Source organism: Actinophytocola sediminis, from assembly GCF_054779715.1.
On record NZ_BAAGXS010000104.1, the window covers coordinates 26,680 to 42,984 of the forward strand.

Sequence of the window (16,305 nt, forward strand, 5' to 3'; positions counted from 1 at the left end):
TCGTGCTGGCCGGCCACGGCAATTCCTGGCGGTGGTTTGTTACGGTGGCCTGACGGGTCGAAGAAGGGGTGGATCATGCCGGAACCGGTACTGGTGTCGATCGCGGCGGCGTTGGCGAGCAAGGGTGCGGGGGCGCTCTACGAACTGGTGAAGCGAAAGTTTCAGGGAAAGGACACCGCCGAAACCGCGCTGAACGCCGCGCAGGGGGCCGAGCCCGACTCGCCCGAGGTCGAGGCGCTGAGTGAGCAGCTCGCGGCCGTGGAGCGCTCGGACCCGGAGTTCGCTGCCGAAATCCGGGAACGGTGGCAGGAGACCGTCACCAAGGCCGAAAGTGGCGGCGTGGTCAACCAGATCTCGGGAAACGTTACCGGCAAGATCGTGCAGGCGCGCGACATCCAGGGCGGGGTCAGGTTCTGAGTTTCGATCTGTCTACATAGGACCGATAAGATTGCGTTCCCTGCCAAATGAAAGGGACAACAGTGTTGCGGTCCGATAGGTATGACCACACACTGGGTTGGTGGAGCGGGAGAGTGTGGGGAATGAGATCAGTGGAAGTGTCGCCGGCGCGGTGGTGCAGGCCGGCACGATTCACCAGGTGATCTTACCCGGGCGGGAGGTACCCGTTCCTCGGCAGTTGCCGTCCGCGGTGCGCGATTTCACCGGTCGTGACCGCGAACTGGCGGCACTGGACGAAGTGCTTGCCAGCGCGGGAGATCCGGCGGCCACGGTGGTCGTCGCGGTGATCGATGGTGTTGGTGGTGCGGGAAAGACCACGCTGGTCGTGAAGTGGGCGCACCGGGCGCAGCGCCGGTTTCCCGGCGGCACGCTGTTTGTGAACCTGCGCGGTTTCGGGCCGAGTCCGCCGCTGGACCCGGCGATGGTGTTGGCGTTGTTCCTGCCCGCGTTGGGCTTGGCCGAGACCCAGGTGCCGGCGGAGTTCGAGGCGCGGGTGGGGTTGTACCGGTCGGTGCTGGCCGAGCGGCGGGTGTTGGTGGTGCTGGACAACGCCGTGGACGCCGAGCAGGTGCGGCCGTTGTTGCCGGGAGCGCCCGGCTGTATGGCGGTGGTGACCAGTCGCGGCGGTCTCACGGAGTTGGTCATCGCGGAGGCGGCGCATCGGGTCCCCCTGGATGTGTTCAGCACGGCCGAGTCGACCGCGCTGTTGCGCGAGATCCTTGGCACGGAACGGATCGACGCCGAGCTCGACGCGGCGGCCGAGCTGCTCGCGGTGTGTGGCGGGCTGCCGCTGGCGGTGCGGGTCGCGGCGACCAGGGTGGCCGCCCACCCCCACGTCGACATCGCGGACGTGGTCGCCGAGATCACCGGCGACCAGCACCGGCGAGCGGAGGACACGTTGTGGGGTAACGATGTCGGCAGCGCGGTGCGCGCGGTGTTCGACTGGTCCTACGAGCGGCTGACCGACCAGCAGGCGATGGTCTTCCGGCGCCTCGGCCTCCATCCGAGCCCCGAGTTCGGGGTCGCCGCGGCCGCCGCGCTCGCCGGGCTGGGTTCCGGTGCGGCGTACCGGTGTCTGGCGGCGTTGGCGGAGCTGCACCTCATCGAACCGGTCGCCCGCCGGCGTTTCCGCATGCACGACCTGATGCACGCCCACGCCGCGCACCGCGTCGAGCTCGACGAGCCTCCGGGCGACCGCGACGCCGCGGTGGCCAGGATGTTGTCCTGGTACGCGCGAACCGCGTGGCACGCGGACCAGACCGCGTTCCCGGAGATGGCCGGGACCGTGCCGGCCGTGGTCGGGCCGGTGGACGTCGAGGCCGCGTTCGCCGATCGGGAGCAGGCCAGAGCCTGGCTCCATGCCGAGCACGCCAACCTGGTGGCCGCGGCGCGCGGCGCGAACGCCCGTGGGCTGCACGACCAGGCCATGGCCCTCGCCGTGGCGTGCCGGTTCCTGACCTCGGGCGGCCGGGCCTGGTATGCCCTGCATCTGGAGGCGACCGAAGCGGGCACGGCGTCGGCCGGCGCCGCCGGCCACCGGGTGCTGGAGGCGCTGCTGCTGAGCATGCGCGCGGGCACGTTGGGGCATCTGGACCGGTGGGACGACGCCGACGTGGCCGTCACCAGGGCACTGACCCTCGCCGAGGAGTTGGCCGACCCGGCCCGCCTGGTGTCCGGGCTGTCGGGGCTTGGCCGGGTCCGGCGGGGCCAGCGGCGGCTGAGCGAGGCGGGGGAGTACTACCGGCGGTCGGCGGCGGTGGCCAGGGAGGCGGGACTGACCAGGTCGGAAGCCGTCGCGCTGTGCAACCTGAGCGCGATCTGTACCGACCTGGGCGAGTTCGACCAGGCCCTGGCCTACGCCGAGCAGGAACTCGTGCTGCGCCGCCAGGCCGGCGATCAGGTCGGTGAGGCGGGCGCGCTCTGCGACGCGGGACTGGCCTGGCAGGGACTTGGCCGGCACGACACCGCGATCTCCCTGTTCCAGCAGGCGATCGAGTCCTACCGGGTGCTGCGCTACACCGGGCGGGATCTGGTGCAGACGGTGTTGGCGCTGGCGGTGTCCCAGGAACACCTGCGTGACTGGCCGGCCGCGATGTCGACCACGCGCGCCGCGATCGGTCTGCTCGACGACCTGGAGGATCCCCGCGCCCGGCAGGCCAGGGGGCGGCTGGCCGAGCTGACGGCCATGGCCGCCGAAGAGCCGGACACCTAACCGGTGGCCTGGTGGTGGCCGCAGGTCGGGCAGTCCGGTCGCGGTGCCTCGACGGCGAGTACCACCGCGCCGTCGAGGGTGACCAGGTTGACGGCGTACTCGCGGTTCACCGGCAGCTGGGGTACCCCGGTGACCAGCGTCATCGCGGCGTGCGCGGCGAGCTGTCCGGAGACACCGGCCGACACCGCGTTGCTCGCCTGGGTGGGTCGCTTCCGCGCCGCCGGGGCGCGTGGCGCCCGGCGTTCCCGGTCCTCGGCGCACAGGCAGTCGTAGCACGGTCCGGTGCCCGGGCGGTACAGCCCGATGTTGACCTGCGGGCCGTGGTAGCCGCCGTGGACCCACGGGGTGCCGGTCGCGTGGCAGGCGCGGTTGGTCCAGGACCGGATCTCTCCCGGCTGGTCGGCGGCCAGCACCAGGACGTCGAACCGGGCGGCCAGCTCGACCAGGGACCGTGACCCGGTGACGGTCAGCGCCTCGCCGGTGATGGCGATGTCGGAGTTGTGTTCGCGCAACCGGCGCACGGCCACGTCGACCTTCCGCTCGCCGACGTCCTGCTCGGTGTAGAGCACCTGGCGGCTCAGGTTCGACAGCTCGACCAGATCCGGTTCCACGCAGTGCAGTTCGCCGACACCGGACATGGCGAGGCTCAGCGCGGCGGTGCTGCCGGTGCCGCCGACGCCGACCACGGCGACCCTGGCCTGGCGCAGCAGCAGTTGGGTGTCCCAGCTCGATCGCTGGGGTCGGCGCGCCATCCACCGCCACAGTGCGCGGCAGCGGCTGTAGCGCTCCTGTTCCCTGGCGGTCAACGTTGTCGGCACAGGCTCGTCGGCGTTCTCGACGAACCCCGCCATGGTCAGCGCTTCGAGATCGCGGAGGGTCTCGGCGCGAATCTCGGCCGCCGGGGCGTCCGGGAACCGGTGGACCAGCTCGGCGACGACCTGGTCCACCGTCCGCGTGCCGTCGAGGGTTTCCAGCAGCGCCCACACCCACCCGTCCGGGTCCCAGATCCGTGCCCGGATGCCGGGGACGTTCCCGCCGATCTGGACCTGGTCCTCGCCGTGCCGCACGGGCCGATGTGCCAACTTGATCATTGGGCGAAACATGGAAATCTCCTCATCCTACGGTCTTACCGAAAACTACGCGTCGTCGTTCTCCTTGGTGCAGAACATCATCCGACGGTCGGACTCGATGAACTCGATCATCGCGGGCCACCTCCCCCCAACTCGGTTGCCGGCCTGCGGTGGCCGACGGTATCCAGCATCTCCCGGCGGGTAGGACGAATCCGGGACAGTGACCAGGACAGAATCCCGACACCGTTCGACCAACTGGATGAACGCCCGTCCACGCCGGTCGCCGGCGGAGAGGACAGGAAGCGGACACTGCGCGGACATTGCCTGGACATTGCTGGCCGGTCGACGCGCACATCGATGATCGAATTACCCGTACGGTAACGGAACGATTTCGAAAGGTCGGTGCGCTGGGTCGTTTCCAGGAAGTGACCGCACACTCACTCCTTGTTGGGGAATGGGTTCCAGCGAAGGGTTGCGCTGGTGGAACACAGATTCTGCATTCTCGGGCCAACAGCGTTACGCATTCGAGACAATCCGAACGGCGATTGGCCACATGCCAAACCGCGGGGGATCCTCGCGGTGCTGTTGCTGCACCCAGGCCAGGCGATGTCGTTCGAGTCGATCACCCGATGGGTATGGCCACCGGATGATGGACCAGTGAACCCGGATACGTTCCAACGCTATGTCGGGCACGTCCGGAAGGGTCTGCGGCAACTGGATCCGGAGCTGGACGTACGCAACAAGAGCGGCACCCTGCGATTGGACGTCGACCGCGAGGAGATTGACTACTGGTGGTTGCAGGGAGCGGTCGAACGCGGCGGGGAACTACTCGAGGCCGGTGAATACGGGGACGCGTATCAGCTGCTGAGACAAGCTGGCCAGCTGTGGACCCCTCAGCCGTTCGCCGACCTGCATGGCGAGCCGGCCGAATATCGGCGGTGGCAGGCCGAGTCCGCTATCTGGGTGCCGGCCTACGATGTGCTGCTGCGTGCGCTCGACGGGCTCGGCAGGAGCCAGGATGTGTTGAACCGCCTGGATAATCTTCCGTTCGAGCACCGTGGGCACTATCGGCTGGCGGTGCAGCGGGTCAAGGCGCTCTACGCGGTTGGCCGGCAACGGGACGCGCTGAGCTACGTGCAGCAGGCACGGCACCACCTGTTGGAGAACGACGAGATCGACGCGGCGGACGAACTCCTTCGCCAGCACGACCTGATCCGCCAACACATCGACGCCGCTGCGCCGATTACGTTGTCCGGCAACGGATCCAGGCCCCCGAGTCGGCTGACGCCCGACCTGCTGCAGCAGGATGTCGACTTCGTCGGACGGGTCGACCTGCTCGAATCGTTGCGTGAGCTGACATCCGCGACCGACGAACCCGCCAGGGGCGTGGTGATCGTCCACGGACCGCCAGGTGTCGGCAAGACGGCCCTGGTGATCCACTGGGCACACCAGGTCCGGCACCGGTTCCCCGGCGGTGTGCTGTTCGCGAACCTCAGTGGCTTCTCTGACCGATCGGTCGTCGATCCGGTCCTGGTCGTCGACGACTTCCTGATCGCGCTGGGACACGCACCGGACCAGATGTCCAACCCGCGCGCCAAAGTGCTGCTGTTGAGCAGACTGCTGGCCGAGCGACCGACGCTGGTGATTCTGGACAACGTCCGGGACAACGAGCACGTCCGCGATCTCGTGCCGCGGATGGCCAACAGCCAGGTCATCGTCACCAGCCGGCTCAGGCTGACGACGTTGGGCACCACCGTCGGTGCGCGGCGCGTCGCGGTGGGCCGCATGACGGCGGCGGAAGCGGATGACCTGCTGTCGATCCAGTTGGGCGAGCAGCGACAGCTCGCCGCCGCCGACCGGGCCAGGCTCGTGGAGCGCTGCGGTGGTCTCCCGGTGGCGATCAGTGTCGCCACGGCGTACGCGGCGACCTGCCCGCCCGAGGCGATCATCGAGTTCGCCAGCCAGCTGACCGCGCGCCAGTTGGTCGTGGATCTCGGCGACCAGGACGGCACGGTCAACGTCGGTGGGTTGTTCGCGCAGTCCTACGACGCGCTGGACGAGCCGGCACGTCGGCTGTTCCGGCTGATCGGCCTGCATCCCGGTCCCGACATCGACATCGGCGCGCTCCGCGCCGGTGACGATCGTGGCGACCAGGAGACGTCGTGGAGCCTGGCCAAGTTGGTGGACGCGCATCTCGTCGAACAGCCGGCGCTCGGGAGATATCGACTGCACGACCTACTGGCCGAGTTCGCGCTGTTCTGCGCTGAGACAGAAGAATCCGCCGAGCACCGGCACGCGGCCGCCGAGCGCATGATCCGCTACTACGCGGCGACCGTCACCAACGCCGCAAAGGCGTCCTTTGCCGCCTATATTCCGCCGCCGGCAACAGTCGGGCTAAGTCTACGCTCGATCGAGTTCTCGACTCGTGCGCACGCGCAGTCCTGGTTCTATCAGGAACGACAGAATCTCATCGCAATCGTTGTCTATTCTGTGCACAACGGCCACTGTGGCTACACCTATCAACTGGGTGAGCCGGCCGCCACGTTCTGTGACAGAATGGGCGCGTATCGGGACAGCATGAGAATCAGAGGACTGATTCTCGAGGCAACCGCTGTCACCGGCGATCGCGAGGGTCGGACGTCGGCACTGATCGGTTTCGCGATGAACCAGTTGCATCTCGGAGAACTGGGTGGCGCGCGGCGTGATCTCGAGGTGGCGTTGCGAATCGCTACTGAAGATAATTTGATTCGGGGCAGGTCGGCCGCGCTGCATCATCTCGGTAGGCTGGAAATGCTGCGTGGAGACCCGGCGGCGGCGCTGAGGCTGTGGCGAAAGGGGCTGTCCATTGCTGATCAGAATGACGATGACGAAGGCAGGTGTTGGTACCAATGTCGAATTGGTGAGGCTTTGCGCGTAATCGACCGGCATGAGGAGTCGTATATCCAGCTGTCCGAGGCGCGGCGGATCGCTGAACGCATTGATGAGAATTCGGCGCACGCGGCCGTGCTTACCCAACTCGGACACCTGTTGATCGACACCGGCGATAGTTCCGGCGCGGCGATGCATCTAGGACATGCTCGCCGACTGGCGGAGGAAATACCGGACAAACCAGCAATCGCGCAGGCGTGTGTCGCGCTCGCGGAACTCGACTTTGCCCGAGGGCGAACGGGCAGCGGGCTGACCACGATCCGGCTCGCGCTCGATCTCTGCCGGCAATCGGGAAATCTGCCGGTTGAGGCGCAGGCGCTGGCCGTGTTGGGCGCGCTGCGCCATGCCAGCGGTGAGGTTGAGGCCGCCGTTTCGGCATGGCGGGGCGCGATCGACCTGTACCACCGCATGGGGAACCTGAGTCGCGTGGCCAGTCTGCACGATCGGGTTCGTGAGCTGTCGCCGAGCCAGGTCGTCATCCCGGAGGCTCGGCCGAGCGATGCCCAACTCGGATCATCCGAGACCGGTGAGCTGAACTACTGAGAGCATAATTTTGAACAGAAACTTCACCCCATCGGGTGAAGTTTCTGTTGTGGTACCTGGGTAACCGCCCGTCGGGTTCCTGTTTCGTCGCGATCCAGCCCGTAGTCAAGGTCAATAAGGCCTGGCTGCGGGCTTTTCTGTGGCGTTGTCGCCTGGTGATGACCTACCTGAACGTGGGGTATCGATCGTGTGTAGGGTGGCGATCTCGATCAAGAAAGGAGGGAAACAATGCGAAAGTGGATCGCGAGGATGAGCGTCTTGCTGAGCTCGGTTGTGACTGTTGCGGTCATGGGTGCCGCCACGGCCGCGGCGTCACATATGCCGTACAACTAGGAGGCTGCCAGGTGACGAGTGCCGAGTGGGAGTTGCCCACCACGGCTACCTTCTCGCGAACCGTTTCCGGAATCAATCGGCTAACCCGTTTTTCCGGTTCTTCGGCCAGCCGGTATCAGCTATCGCTGGTCCGGGTGGAACTCGGCTCCTCGTCCCCATAATCGCGCTGCTTGGCCTAGTCCTCCGCGCGCAGCACGCCGATTGTTGTGTCCTCCAGGCTGTCGAAGGCGCACACGAGATAGTCCCCGACCCTGGTCGCCTGGTCCGCGTTGGGCAGTTTCTCGGACGCGGCGGGATCCAGTTCCTGACCGGGCGTTGCCCGGTTCGCGTCGTGGATGGTGTGCAGTGTGGCCGGTCCCGGCGTGATGGCCAACGCGATCACGGCGTCATCGTCGGCGGCCAGCAGGCGTACCTCGGAGACGTCGGTCAACGCGTGTTGCCACGGCCGCCCGCCACCGCCGAGGGCCCGCGCGACCACGCCGTTACTGCGCTCCTGGTCGCCTCGGACCAGATACGGGGTCTCGTCGGTCATCAGCAGGTTCACCGGCGGGTGATTGGCGCTGCCAACGGTCCCGACCTGGTCGAGCGCGATCCCGCCGAGGTTCACCGCGTGTCCCAGGCCGTCCGGTGTCGTCTCGTGCAGATGTTCCAGGTCCCCGCCGCGGAAGCAGCCGACCAGCATCCAGTACCCGTCGGCCATCAGCGTCGAGGAGTCCAGCACGTTGGACAGCTCGCGGCAGCCCGGCAACTCGCCCACCAGCCGCCAGATCGGGCTGTCGGTGCTTCAGTGACACCAGCATCGACTCACCCGCCGCGCGTCAGTTCACGACCGCGAGTACGGCCGCCGGCTGGTCGGGCACCACCGGCTTGATCCCCAACCGCTGCGTGACCAGCCTGGCCACCAGCGGGATCCGGCTCGACCCGCCGACCAGACAGATCCCCGCCACCCCGGTACACCCCTGAGATCCCCTCTCCGGACGGCCGCCCGATCTCGACCCGCCGAGGATCGGGGCAGCTCGGCCGGATCAGCAAGGCGCCAACCACGACACGGACGACCGCGATTCACGTAGTGTGATGGGCCACAACACGCCATCCGGGGGTCAGCAGTCGTGGATGAGGTGGCTCGGCATAACGAGATGTCGGGGACGGCGCGCAATGTCGTGCAGGCGGCGCACATCGGGTCGGTCACGTTCGTCGAACCGTCGCCACGGCCGGTGGTGCCCGCGCAGGCCGATCCGCCGCCGTCGGCGTTCGTGAACCGGGACGACCAGCTTGCGTTGTTGCGCGAACGGGCAACGGCGGTGCGGCTGGCCCGGCCCGAGGTGGTCACGGTGCACGGCATGCAGGGCGTCGGCAAGACCGCGTTGCTGCGCCAGTTCGCGGCGACGGCGGGCGACCTGTTCCCGGACGGGGTGCTGTCGGTGACCTTCGGGCCCCAGGAGCGGGCGCCGGGGGAGGCGGCGGCGACGTTCCTGGTCGGCCTCGGTATGCCGGAGCAGCACATCCCGTCCACCACCGAGCGGCGGGTCGCGATGTACCGGTCGATGAGCGCCGGGTTGCGGTTGCTCGTCCTGCTCGACGACGTGACCGACGACGAACAGGTGTCGGCGCTGCTGCCGAACTCGCCGGGCAGCATGGTGCTCGCCGCCGGCAACCGGGTGTTCGAGGGGCTCTACGCCGACGGCGCGGTGCCGGTCCCGTTGCGTTCGCTGTCGGTCGAGCACGGTGTCCGGTTGCTTGACGCGATCTGTGGTGACCAGCGGATCGCTGAGGATCCCGAGAGCGCGCGCGCGTTGGTCGCCGCCTTCGACGGGCTGCCGTTGGCGATCGGGGTCGCCGGCGCCCGCCTGGCCGCGCACCGGTCGTGGCCGGTGGCCAGGTTGCTGGAGGAGGTCGGGGACGCCGACGGCCGGACGGTCAAGGCGAAGGTGTTCGCCACCTTCGACCTCGTCTACGGCGAACTGCGGGAACCGCTGCGCCGGCTCTACCGGTCGCTGGGCACCATGGTCGGTGTCCACTTCGGCATCGAGCTGCTCGCCGCGGCGAGCGCGCGGTCGGTCAGGGCGGCGCGGGCCGATGTGGACGACCTGGTTCAGGTTGGGCTCGTCGAGGAGGCCGGCCTGGACACCTTTCGCCTGCACCGGATGGTGCGGGAGCACGCGCTGCACCGGTCGGCCGACGAGGACGACCTCGAGGTGCGCCGCGGCTGGCGCCGGCGGGCGGTGCGGTGGTGGCTGTTCGGCGCGATGGCCGCCGACCTGGCGGCCGACCCCGATCGGCTGCGGGTGCCCGATGCGGAGTCGGTGCGGGGTGAGCGGCCGGCCGGGGTGTCGGCGGCCGCGGGCGTCGACTGGCTCGACCGCGAACACGCCAACCTCCTGGCCGCCATGGAAGCGGCCGAGGAGGAGGGCTGGCATGCCGAGGTGTGCCGGTTGTTCGAGGCGCTGTTCGCGCTCTACAAGACCCGCAAACCGCTCTCGTCCTGGGTGCGGGCCGGCACCATCGCCGTGCGGTCGGCGTCCATGACCGGGCACGCCGAGACCGAGTCGCGGTGCCGTTGCCTGCTGGCGAAGGCCTATCAGGAGCTGGAACGCTTCGACGAGGCACACGCCGAGCTGACCATCGCCCGGCGGTTGGTGGCCGACGGAGCGGAGCGGTTCGCCGCCGCCACCTACGACTTCACCGGCAACCTGTACCTGCGACAGGGCGACGCCGCCGTCGCGTTGGGCTGGTTCCAGCGGGCGCTCGCGGTCAACCGCCGGCTCGGTCTGGTGCGTGGCACGGCGTTGCAGAGCATGCTCGTCGGCCGGGCGCTCGGTCGGCTCGATCGGTTCGACGAGGCGTTGGACATGTTCGCCGCCGCCCGGGATCTCGTCACCGGCGGATCGGCGGCCGTGCTGTTGCCCAAGATCCTCGCGGCCACCGGCGCCGTGCTCGCCCGCGCGGGCCGCGCAGCCGAGGCCGACCGCGCCCTGCTGGCCGCGGTGGACCTCGCCGTCGACCACGGCACCACCGCGGACGCGGTCGACGCGCTGATCACCCTCGCCGACCTCGGCGGCGCCGACGCGGCCGAACACCGGGCCCGCGCGGTCCAACTCCTCGAACGAATGGGCAGCCCCCTGGCGGCCAAGGTGATCACCGCCTGACCCCCCAGAAGGCCAACCGCCTTGAATGCCTCATTCAGGACGTTGACCGTCGCCAATGCCTCATTCAGGGCATGCTGGTCAGCGGGGGTGCAGGTGGACCGTGGTGGTGGTGCCGGCGGTGATGTCGAGGCGTCGCAACCGGTCCAGCGCCACGCCGTGCACCGCGCAGCACCACACCGCCGAGCCGACCACCGCGGCGTTCGTCGTGCCCACCGCGAGCAGCTCGCGGCCGTCGCGCAGCACCACGAGCAGTGCGCGGTCCCGGATCGCGGTGACCACCACCCGGACCGCCGGCAGCCGGTCGAGGGTGCCGGTCGCCCACGCGTGGGCGAGCGCGACCGAGGGGTGCTGGCCGTCGCGCCACACGACCGCCGCGCGCTCGGTCCAGCCGGGGTCGAGTTCGGCGTCGTTCGCGGCCAGGTGGCGGGGGTGGGGCTGGTCCTCGTCGTAGGTGACCGCCGGGAACCGGTGCAGGGTGACCTCGGCCAGGTCCGCCCTCGGCTGACCCACCCGCGAGCGCACCGCGTACACCGTCGGGGTCACCGCCGTGAGCTCGGGCACGGGTACCGGGCGCAGCCGCACGGGCAGCGGGGGCGGGGTCAGCGGCAACGTCCCGTAGAGCAGGCCGCGCAGCCGTTCGAGGGACCGCCCCTGGTGGGCGAACAGCGTTTCCACGATGTCGGGCACCGCGACGTCCTGGCTGGCGGCGAAGGCGATCTGGTCGCGCAGCGAGGTGTCCCGCCGCAGCCGGGGCAGCCGCTGGCGGAGCAGGTCGCCGGGTGAGCCGGGCACGACCTCCGGCCCGCCGTCCTCGGCGAGCAGCACCGACACGCCCGCGCCCGCCGCGTAACTGGTGAGCGAGCCGTGATCGGAGACGACCAGGTCGGCGGCGATCAGGGCGGCGCGCCAGCCGTCGTCGGGCGGGACGAGCACCAGCCCGGCGTCCAGCGCGGGCCGCAACCAGGCCTGGACCTGGCGCGCGCCGTGCCTGGACCACACGTTGGGGTGCAGCACCAGCGCGGTGCGGTAGTGGTCGGCGTCCAGCTCGGCGACCACCCTGGCCGGCAGGTCGGGCTGCCGGCCGAACAGTGAGTGCCGTCCCCAGGTGGAGCACAGCACCACCAGCTGTCGCCCGCGCGCGTCGAAGGCGGGCGAGTAGCGGTCGCGGCGCGGCGCGCTGAGCCGGATCCGGTCGAAACACGGGTCGCCGGCCACCACCACCCTTGGCAACAGCCGAGGTTCCACGGCGCGCACCACGTCCAGTTGGCTCGGGTGGCTGACCACGATCCTGTTCGGCACGATCCGGTCGTCGCGCACCAGCGTCGATCGCCGCAGCCCGGACACCGCGCCCCGCTCGTGCGCGGCGAACCGCTGGTAGCCGACGCCGTGGGGGAACAGCACCAGCCGCGTCGTCAGCCGGTGCAGGTCACCGTTGTCGCTCGCGGCCAACGCCAGGTCGAACGACCCGGCGACCGCCTCCTCCCAGGAGATCAGCCGGGCGCCCGCCGCGACCAACCGCGCCCCGAGCCCGACGGCGAACCGCGAACCGTGGTCCACGGTGAACACCAGCTGCACCCGGGTGTCCCCGTCGAACACCGGCAGGATGTCCAGCAACCGGTTGAGCGCGACCGGCGAACGCACGACCACGAGCACGGTCCGCACCGCCGCCACCGTCGCCCACCCCGACACCGGCACAGTCTAGGAACCGGCTCCCGGTCGCCGTCGCGTTCGTGGCGGTTGGGTAAGAATCGCGCCGCGCGGACCACTACCTGGTGAACCCACCGAACACGAGGGAAGGGGTGGTCGCGATCGATGCCGAGAACCGGCTCCGGCGGATGTACGACGAGAGCTATTTCCGCCTGCTGGGCTACGCACTCGGTTATCTGGACCGGGCGAGCGCCGAGGAGATCGTCAGCGAGACGTTCCTGATCGCGTGGCGTCGGTTGGCGGACGCGCCGTCCAGGGAACTGCCATGGTTGTTCGGCATCGCACGGAACCTGATCCGCGAGCGGCACCGGGCAGACCAGCGGCTGCGCACGTTGTGCGCCGAACTCGGCGCGCTGGCCGGGGACACCGTCGACGACATCGCCGAGGACGTCGCCGAGCGGGCGACGGCGTTGCGGGCGTTGGCGGAGCTGACCGACGACGACCGCGAGTTACTCACCCTGCTGGCCTGGCATGGGCTGACCAACCGGGAGGCGGCCGCGGTCCTCGGCTGCCGGCCGGCGACCCTGCTGGTCCGGCTGCACCGAGCGCGCCGCCGGCTGCTGGCGGCCATGCCCCCGCCGGCCATGCCCCCGCCGGCCAAGGCCCACGAGCGCCGACCAGACGAACTGACCCAGGAGATCCTGTGAACGCACGCACCAGGCGGGACCCGCTCGCGGGCACCAGGCCGCCGTTCCTGCCCAACCCCGACGACCCGCACGACCCCGCTCGCCGCGAACGGGACCTGCGCGCCATCCTCGACCAGCCCCAGCAGGTGGCGACCACCCGGCGAGTGGGCACCCGCCGCCTGCCGGTGGCCACTCTGGCGACGGCCGGTGTGCTCGTGGCGGCGATGATCTTCGCGTTGACCACCGCCGCCGACGATCCGGGCCCGGTCAGGACACCCCAGCAGGTACTGCTGGCCGTCGCCGACGCCGCGGCGAAGGAGGCGACCCCGGCACCCGGCCGCTACTGGCATGTCCGCAGGCACGTCACGGACATCAACCTGATGTGGCCGGGTAAGGACCACGACGAGTACCTGGTGACCACCGAGAGCGACGCGGCGTCGTGGGTCTCGCGCACCGGGGCCGAGCTGAGCGTCACCGTCGACCAACTCGGTCTCACCACCCGCGCGCTGACCGACCGGGACCAGGCCGAGTGGGACCGGGCAGGCAACCCGGTGGGCATCCCGGACGCGTCACCGGCGCCGGACGCGCCACCGGCGCCGCCGATGCCGTCCACCGTGCCGCCGTCCGCGATCTGGATGGCCGGCGAGCAGACCCACGCCATCGGTGGCGTACAGACACCGGTCAGCGAGGTGCTCACGCTGCCGACCGATCCGGCACGGTTGCGGGCACTGCTGCTGGACCGGTTCCACACCCAGCCGCCGACAGGTGGCCCTACCGACGAGACCGAGTGGCTCATGTGGGAGGCCGACACCCTGCTCAGCGGCACCGTGCCGACGACGCCGGGGACCAGGGCCGCCGCCTACCGGATGCTCGCCGACCTGCCCGGGTTCCGCGTCATGGACGGCGGTGAGCTGCCAGACGGGTCGGTCGGTGTCGCCCGTGCGGTGCGCATGGGCTGGAGCTACACCGTGGAGAACGCCCTGCTCGAGTGGCAGGTGGTCATCGACCCGGACACCGGTTCGCTGCGGGAGTGGCGCCTGGTGCTGCTCGAGCCGGGCAGCGAGCGGCGGCGGCTGCCGGTCGGCACCGTGGTCCACGCCGAGACCGTCGAACAGGTCGGCTGGGTGGACGCCGACCCGGTGCTGCCCGCCGGGACCGACGAGTTCGGTTACGGCACAGGGAAGTGAGCGCCGGACCCGGCACCAGGTGTGCGGTGCCGGGTCCGGGGTACCCTCCGCGGATGGTGACCGACAAGGGGTGGCCCAGCCTGCGGGTCGATGACTGGACGGCGACCAGGGACACCCTGCACATGTGGACCCAGATCGTCGGCAAGGTCCGGCTCCAGTACGCGCCGCTGGTGAACCACTGGTGGCAGGTCACGCTCTACGTCACCGCCCGGGGCCTGACGACCTCGGCGATCCCGCACGGGACGGGCTCCTTCGACCTGGAGTTCGACTTCGTCGAGCACCGGCTCGGCATCCGGCACAGCGACGGCGCCAGCCGCGACGTGCCGCTGGTGCCGATGTCGGTGGCCGACTTCTACGCCAGGACGGTGGCGGCGCTGGCCGAGCTGGGGATCGAGGCCGCGATCACGCCGCGCCCGAACGAGGTCGAGCCGGCGATCCCGTTCGCCGAGGACCACGAGCACCGCTCCTACGACTCGGCCGCCGCGGGGCTGTTCTGGCGGCAGTTGCTGCAGGCCAACCGGGTGCTGGGGGAGTTCCGGTCGAGTTACGCCGGCAAGGTCAGCCCGGTGCACTTCTTCTGGGGCGCCATGGACCTGGCGTGCACCCGGTTCTCCGGCAGGCCGGCGCCTGCCCATCCCGGCGGCGCGCCCAACTGCGGCGACTGGGTCATGGTGGAGGGCTACTCGCGGGAGCTGAGCAGCTGTGGCTTCTGGCCGGGCGGCGGCGACGAGGGCGCGTTCTACGCCTACGCCTACCCCGAGCCGGCGGGGTTCGCCGACCATCAGGTCGCCCCCGACGCCGCCGCCTACAGCAAGGAGAACGGCCAGTTCCTGCTGCCCTACGAGGCGGTGCGCACCGCGGCGAACCCCGACCGCGAGCTGCTGCGGTTCCTGCAGACCACCTACGCGGCCGCCGCCGACCACGGTGGCTGGGACCGCGCCGCGCTGGAGGTCGACCCGGCACGCTGGCACGGCCAGCGCCGGTAGCCGAACGCTCAGGCGTCGGGGTCGTGGAGCAGCACGCTCAACGCGGCCTCGCGCTGGAGGATGTTCGCCGGGCGCATGGGACTGTCCTGCGGCTCGCCGAGCACATCGGCCCGCCGGTTCAGTTCGGCCAGGTAGTCCTGGTCGACGGCGGTCCGGAAGGAGATGGGCTCGCGCAACAGCACGTCGCGGCGTCCGAGGTACAGGTAGCCGTCGACGCCCGGGTAGCCGAGCGCGCCGGGAGGCGCCTCGTGGCCGTCGAGCGGGAAGTGGTCCGGGGTCAGCTCGCCCAGCCAGGTCTCCCTGATCGGCAGCAGCGCCGGCACCTTCCAGGACGCCAGCCGCGCCTCCAGCCGGTCGTTGTCCTTCTCGAACCGGCGGTGGTAGGCGACCACGTAGGTCACGCCGGGATAGTCCTGCTCGTAGAGCCAGACCGCGCTGCGGTGCTCTCCCCGAGTGAGGTGGCGCAGTCCGAACAGCAGCAGTGCCGTGCGGTTCTTCGCCAGCACCTCGGTCTTCACCACGTCGGCGATGTGTGGCTCCCGATCCAGGAACGGCTCGATGTCCGCCGGCCGGTGCACCGTCGACCAGTCGACCGGCGGATCGGCCGCGAGCACCCGGAGCCTGTCCGCCGCCGGCAGCCTGTCGTTGACCCGGCGGACGAAGGGGATCAGCCGCTCGTAGAAGCTGGAGTAGCCGCAGGAGATCTGGGTGGTGTCCCGCCAGACCTTCGCCACCTCGGCCAGCGGCACGTCCTCGCCACGGACGTAGCGGTCCAGGATCGGTTGGTGGAGCGCGTTTCCGCATTCGATGACGATGTCGTCGACCGTGTCGGGAAAGCGTCGGCTACCGATCAGGTCGACCACGAAGTCGCCGACGACCGGGCTCATCAACCCGACGATCCGGTGGTCGTCGAACGCGGACAGCAGCGCCTGGCGCCCGTCGGTCGGTGGTGGCGGCTGTTCGGCGACCGGCGGACTCCCGCACGCGAGCGCGCCGGTGGCGACCATCCCCGCGACCGCGGCCACCACCGCGGGCCGGACCAGCTTTCTGATTGTTCGCATCGGCAGAAGCTATGGCCGGGAGCCGGTCGCGGTCGTCCCGCCGCGGAGCG

Annotated in this window: 12 protein-coding genes; 7 read left to right on the top strand and 5 right to left on the bottom strand. The window is 70.0% G+C overall.

All coding sequences use genetic code 11. The features are described from left to right. Positions 1 to 75: 75 nt before the first annotated feature. Positions 76 to 417: a hypothetical protein gene (locus tag ACYVIP_RS43420; protein ID WP_460406973.1), complete on the top strand. Its 342-nt coding sequence runs from the start codon at positions 76 to 78 to the stop codon at positions 415 to 417. A 115-nt stretch (positions 418 to 532) separates the two neighbouring features. Further along, positions 533 to 2,668 carry an ATP-binding protein gene (locus ACYVIP_RS43425; RefSeq protein ID WP_460406974.1) on the top strand — a complete coding sequence of 712 codons (2,136 nt, stop codon included), beginning with the start codon at positions 533 to 535 and terminating at the stop codon, positions 2,666 to 2,668. Here the strand turns inward: ACYVIP_RS43425 and ACYVIP_RS43430 are convergent. Then, positions 2,665 to 3,771, bottom strand: coding sequence for a PqqD family peptide modification chaperone (locus ACYVIP_RS43430; RefSeq protein ID WP_460406975.1), 1,107 nt, complete (start codon positions 3,769 to 3,771; stop codon positions 2,665 to 2,667). The genes ACYVIP_RS43425 and ACYVIP_RS43430 overlap by 4 nt on opposite strands. Before the next feature lie 546 nt (positions 3,772 to 4,317). Between ACYVIP_RS43430 and ACYVIP_RS43435 the strand changes: the two genes are divergently transcribed. Next, positions 4,318 to 7,209 carry an ATP-binding protein gene (locus ACYVIP_RS43435; RefSeq protein WP_460406976.1) on the top strand — a complete coding sequence of 964 codons (2,892 nt, stop codon included), beginning with the start codon at positions 4,318 to 4,320 and terminating at the stop codon, positions 7,207 to 7,209. Between the two features lie 508 nt (positions 7,210 to 7,717). Here the strand turns inward: ACYVIP_RS43435 and ACYVIP_RS43440 are convergent. After that, complete coding sequence (locus tag ACYVIP_RS43440) at positions 7,718 to 8,299, bottom strand: hypothetical protein (RefSeq protein WP_460406977.1); 582 nt, start codon at positions 8,297 to 8,299, stop codon at positions 7,718 to 7,720. Between the two features lie 61 nt (positions 8,300 to 8,360). Then, positions 8,361 to 8,489 (bottom strand): hypothetical protein, encoded by a 129-nt coding sequence (locus ACYVIP_RS43445; protein WP_460406978.1) that lies wholly within the window; start codon positions 8,487 to 8,489, stop codon positions 8,361 to 8,363. A gap of 189 nt (positions 8,490 to 8,678) precedes the next feature. On the opposite strand from ACYVIP_RS43445, the gene ACYVIP_RS43450 reads away from it, so the two are divergent. Further along, complete coding sequence (locus ACYVIP_RS43450; protein ID WP_460406979.1) at positions 8,679 to 10,688, top strand: NB-ARC domain-containing protein; 2,010 nt, start codon at positions 8,679 to 8,681, stop codon at positions 10,686 to 10,688. 78 nt (positions 10,689 to 10,766) lie between these two features. Here ACYVIP_RS43450 and ACYVIP_RS43455 read toward each other — a convergent pair whose 3' ends face one another. Further along, entirely contained in the window at positions 10,767 to 12,377 is a 1,611-nt protein-coding gene (locus ACYVIP_RS43455; protein ID WP_460406980.1) for a hypothetical protein, read from the bottom strand. A 110-nt stretch (positions 12,378 to 12,487) separates the two neighbouring features. Between ACYVIP_RS43455 and ACYVIP_RS43460 the strand changes: the two genes are divergently transcribed. The 3 genes from ACYVIP_RS43460 to ACYVIP_RS43470 are packed head-to-tail and all read left to right on the top strand — an operon-like array spanning position 12,488 to position 15,194. Next, complete coding sequence (locus tag ACYVIP_RS43460) at positions 12,488 to 13,042, top strand: RNA polymerase sigma factor (RefSeq protein WP_460406981.1); 555 nt, start codon at positions 12,488 to 12,490, stop codon at positions 13,040 to 13,042. Beyond that, entirely contained in the window at positions 13,039 to 14,208 is a 1,170-nt protein-coding gene (locus tag ACYVIP_RS43465; protein ID WP_460406982.1) for a CU044_5270 family protein, read from the top strand. The genes ACYVIP_RS43460 and ACYVIP_RS43465 overlap by 4 nt, the downstream gene beginning before the upstream one ends. 53 nt (positions 14,209 to 14,261) lie before the next feature. Next, positions 14,262 to 15,194, top strand: coding sequence for a DUF5996 family protein (locus ACYVIP_RS43470; RefSeq protein ID WP_460406983.1), 933 nt, complete (start codon positions 14,262 to 14,264; stop codon positions 15,192 to 15,194). A gap of 8 nt (positions 15,195 to 15,202) precedes the next feature. On the opposite strand, the gene ACYVIP_RS43475 is transcribed toward ACYVIP_RS43470, so the two are convergent. Next, positions 15,203 to 16,255, bottom strand: a complete 1,053-nt coding sequence (locus ACYVIP_RS43475; RefSeq protein WP_460406984.1) for a hypothetical protein — start codon at positions 16,253 to 16,255, stop codon at positions 15,203 to 15,205. Positions 16,256 to 16,305: the final 50 nt, after the last annotated feature.

Coding starts and splice junctions, on each gene's coding strand:
- ACYVIP_RS43470 (WP_460406983.1), top strand. CDS start 14,262: ATGGTGACCGACAAGGGGTGGCCCAGCCTGCGGGTCGATGACTGGACG.
- ACYVIP_RS43430 (WP_460406975.1), bottom strand. CDS start 3,771: ATGTTTCGCCCAATGATCAAGTTGGCACATCGGCCCGTGCGGCACGGC.
- ACYVIP_RS43475 (WP_460406984.1), bottom strand. CDS start 16,255: ATGCGAACAATCAGAAAGCTGGTCCGGCCCGCGGTGGTGGCCGCGGTC.
- ACYVIP_RS43450 (WP_460406979.1), top strand. CDS start 8,679: ATGTCGGGGACGGCGCGCAATGTCGTGCAGGCGGCGCACATCGGGTCG.
- ACYVIP_RS43420 (WP_460406973.1), top strand. CDS start 76: ATGCCGGAACCGGTACTGGTGTCGATCGCGGCGGCGTTGGCGAGCAAG.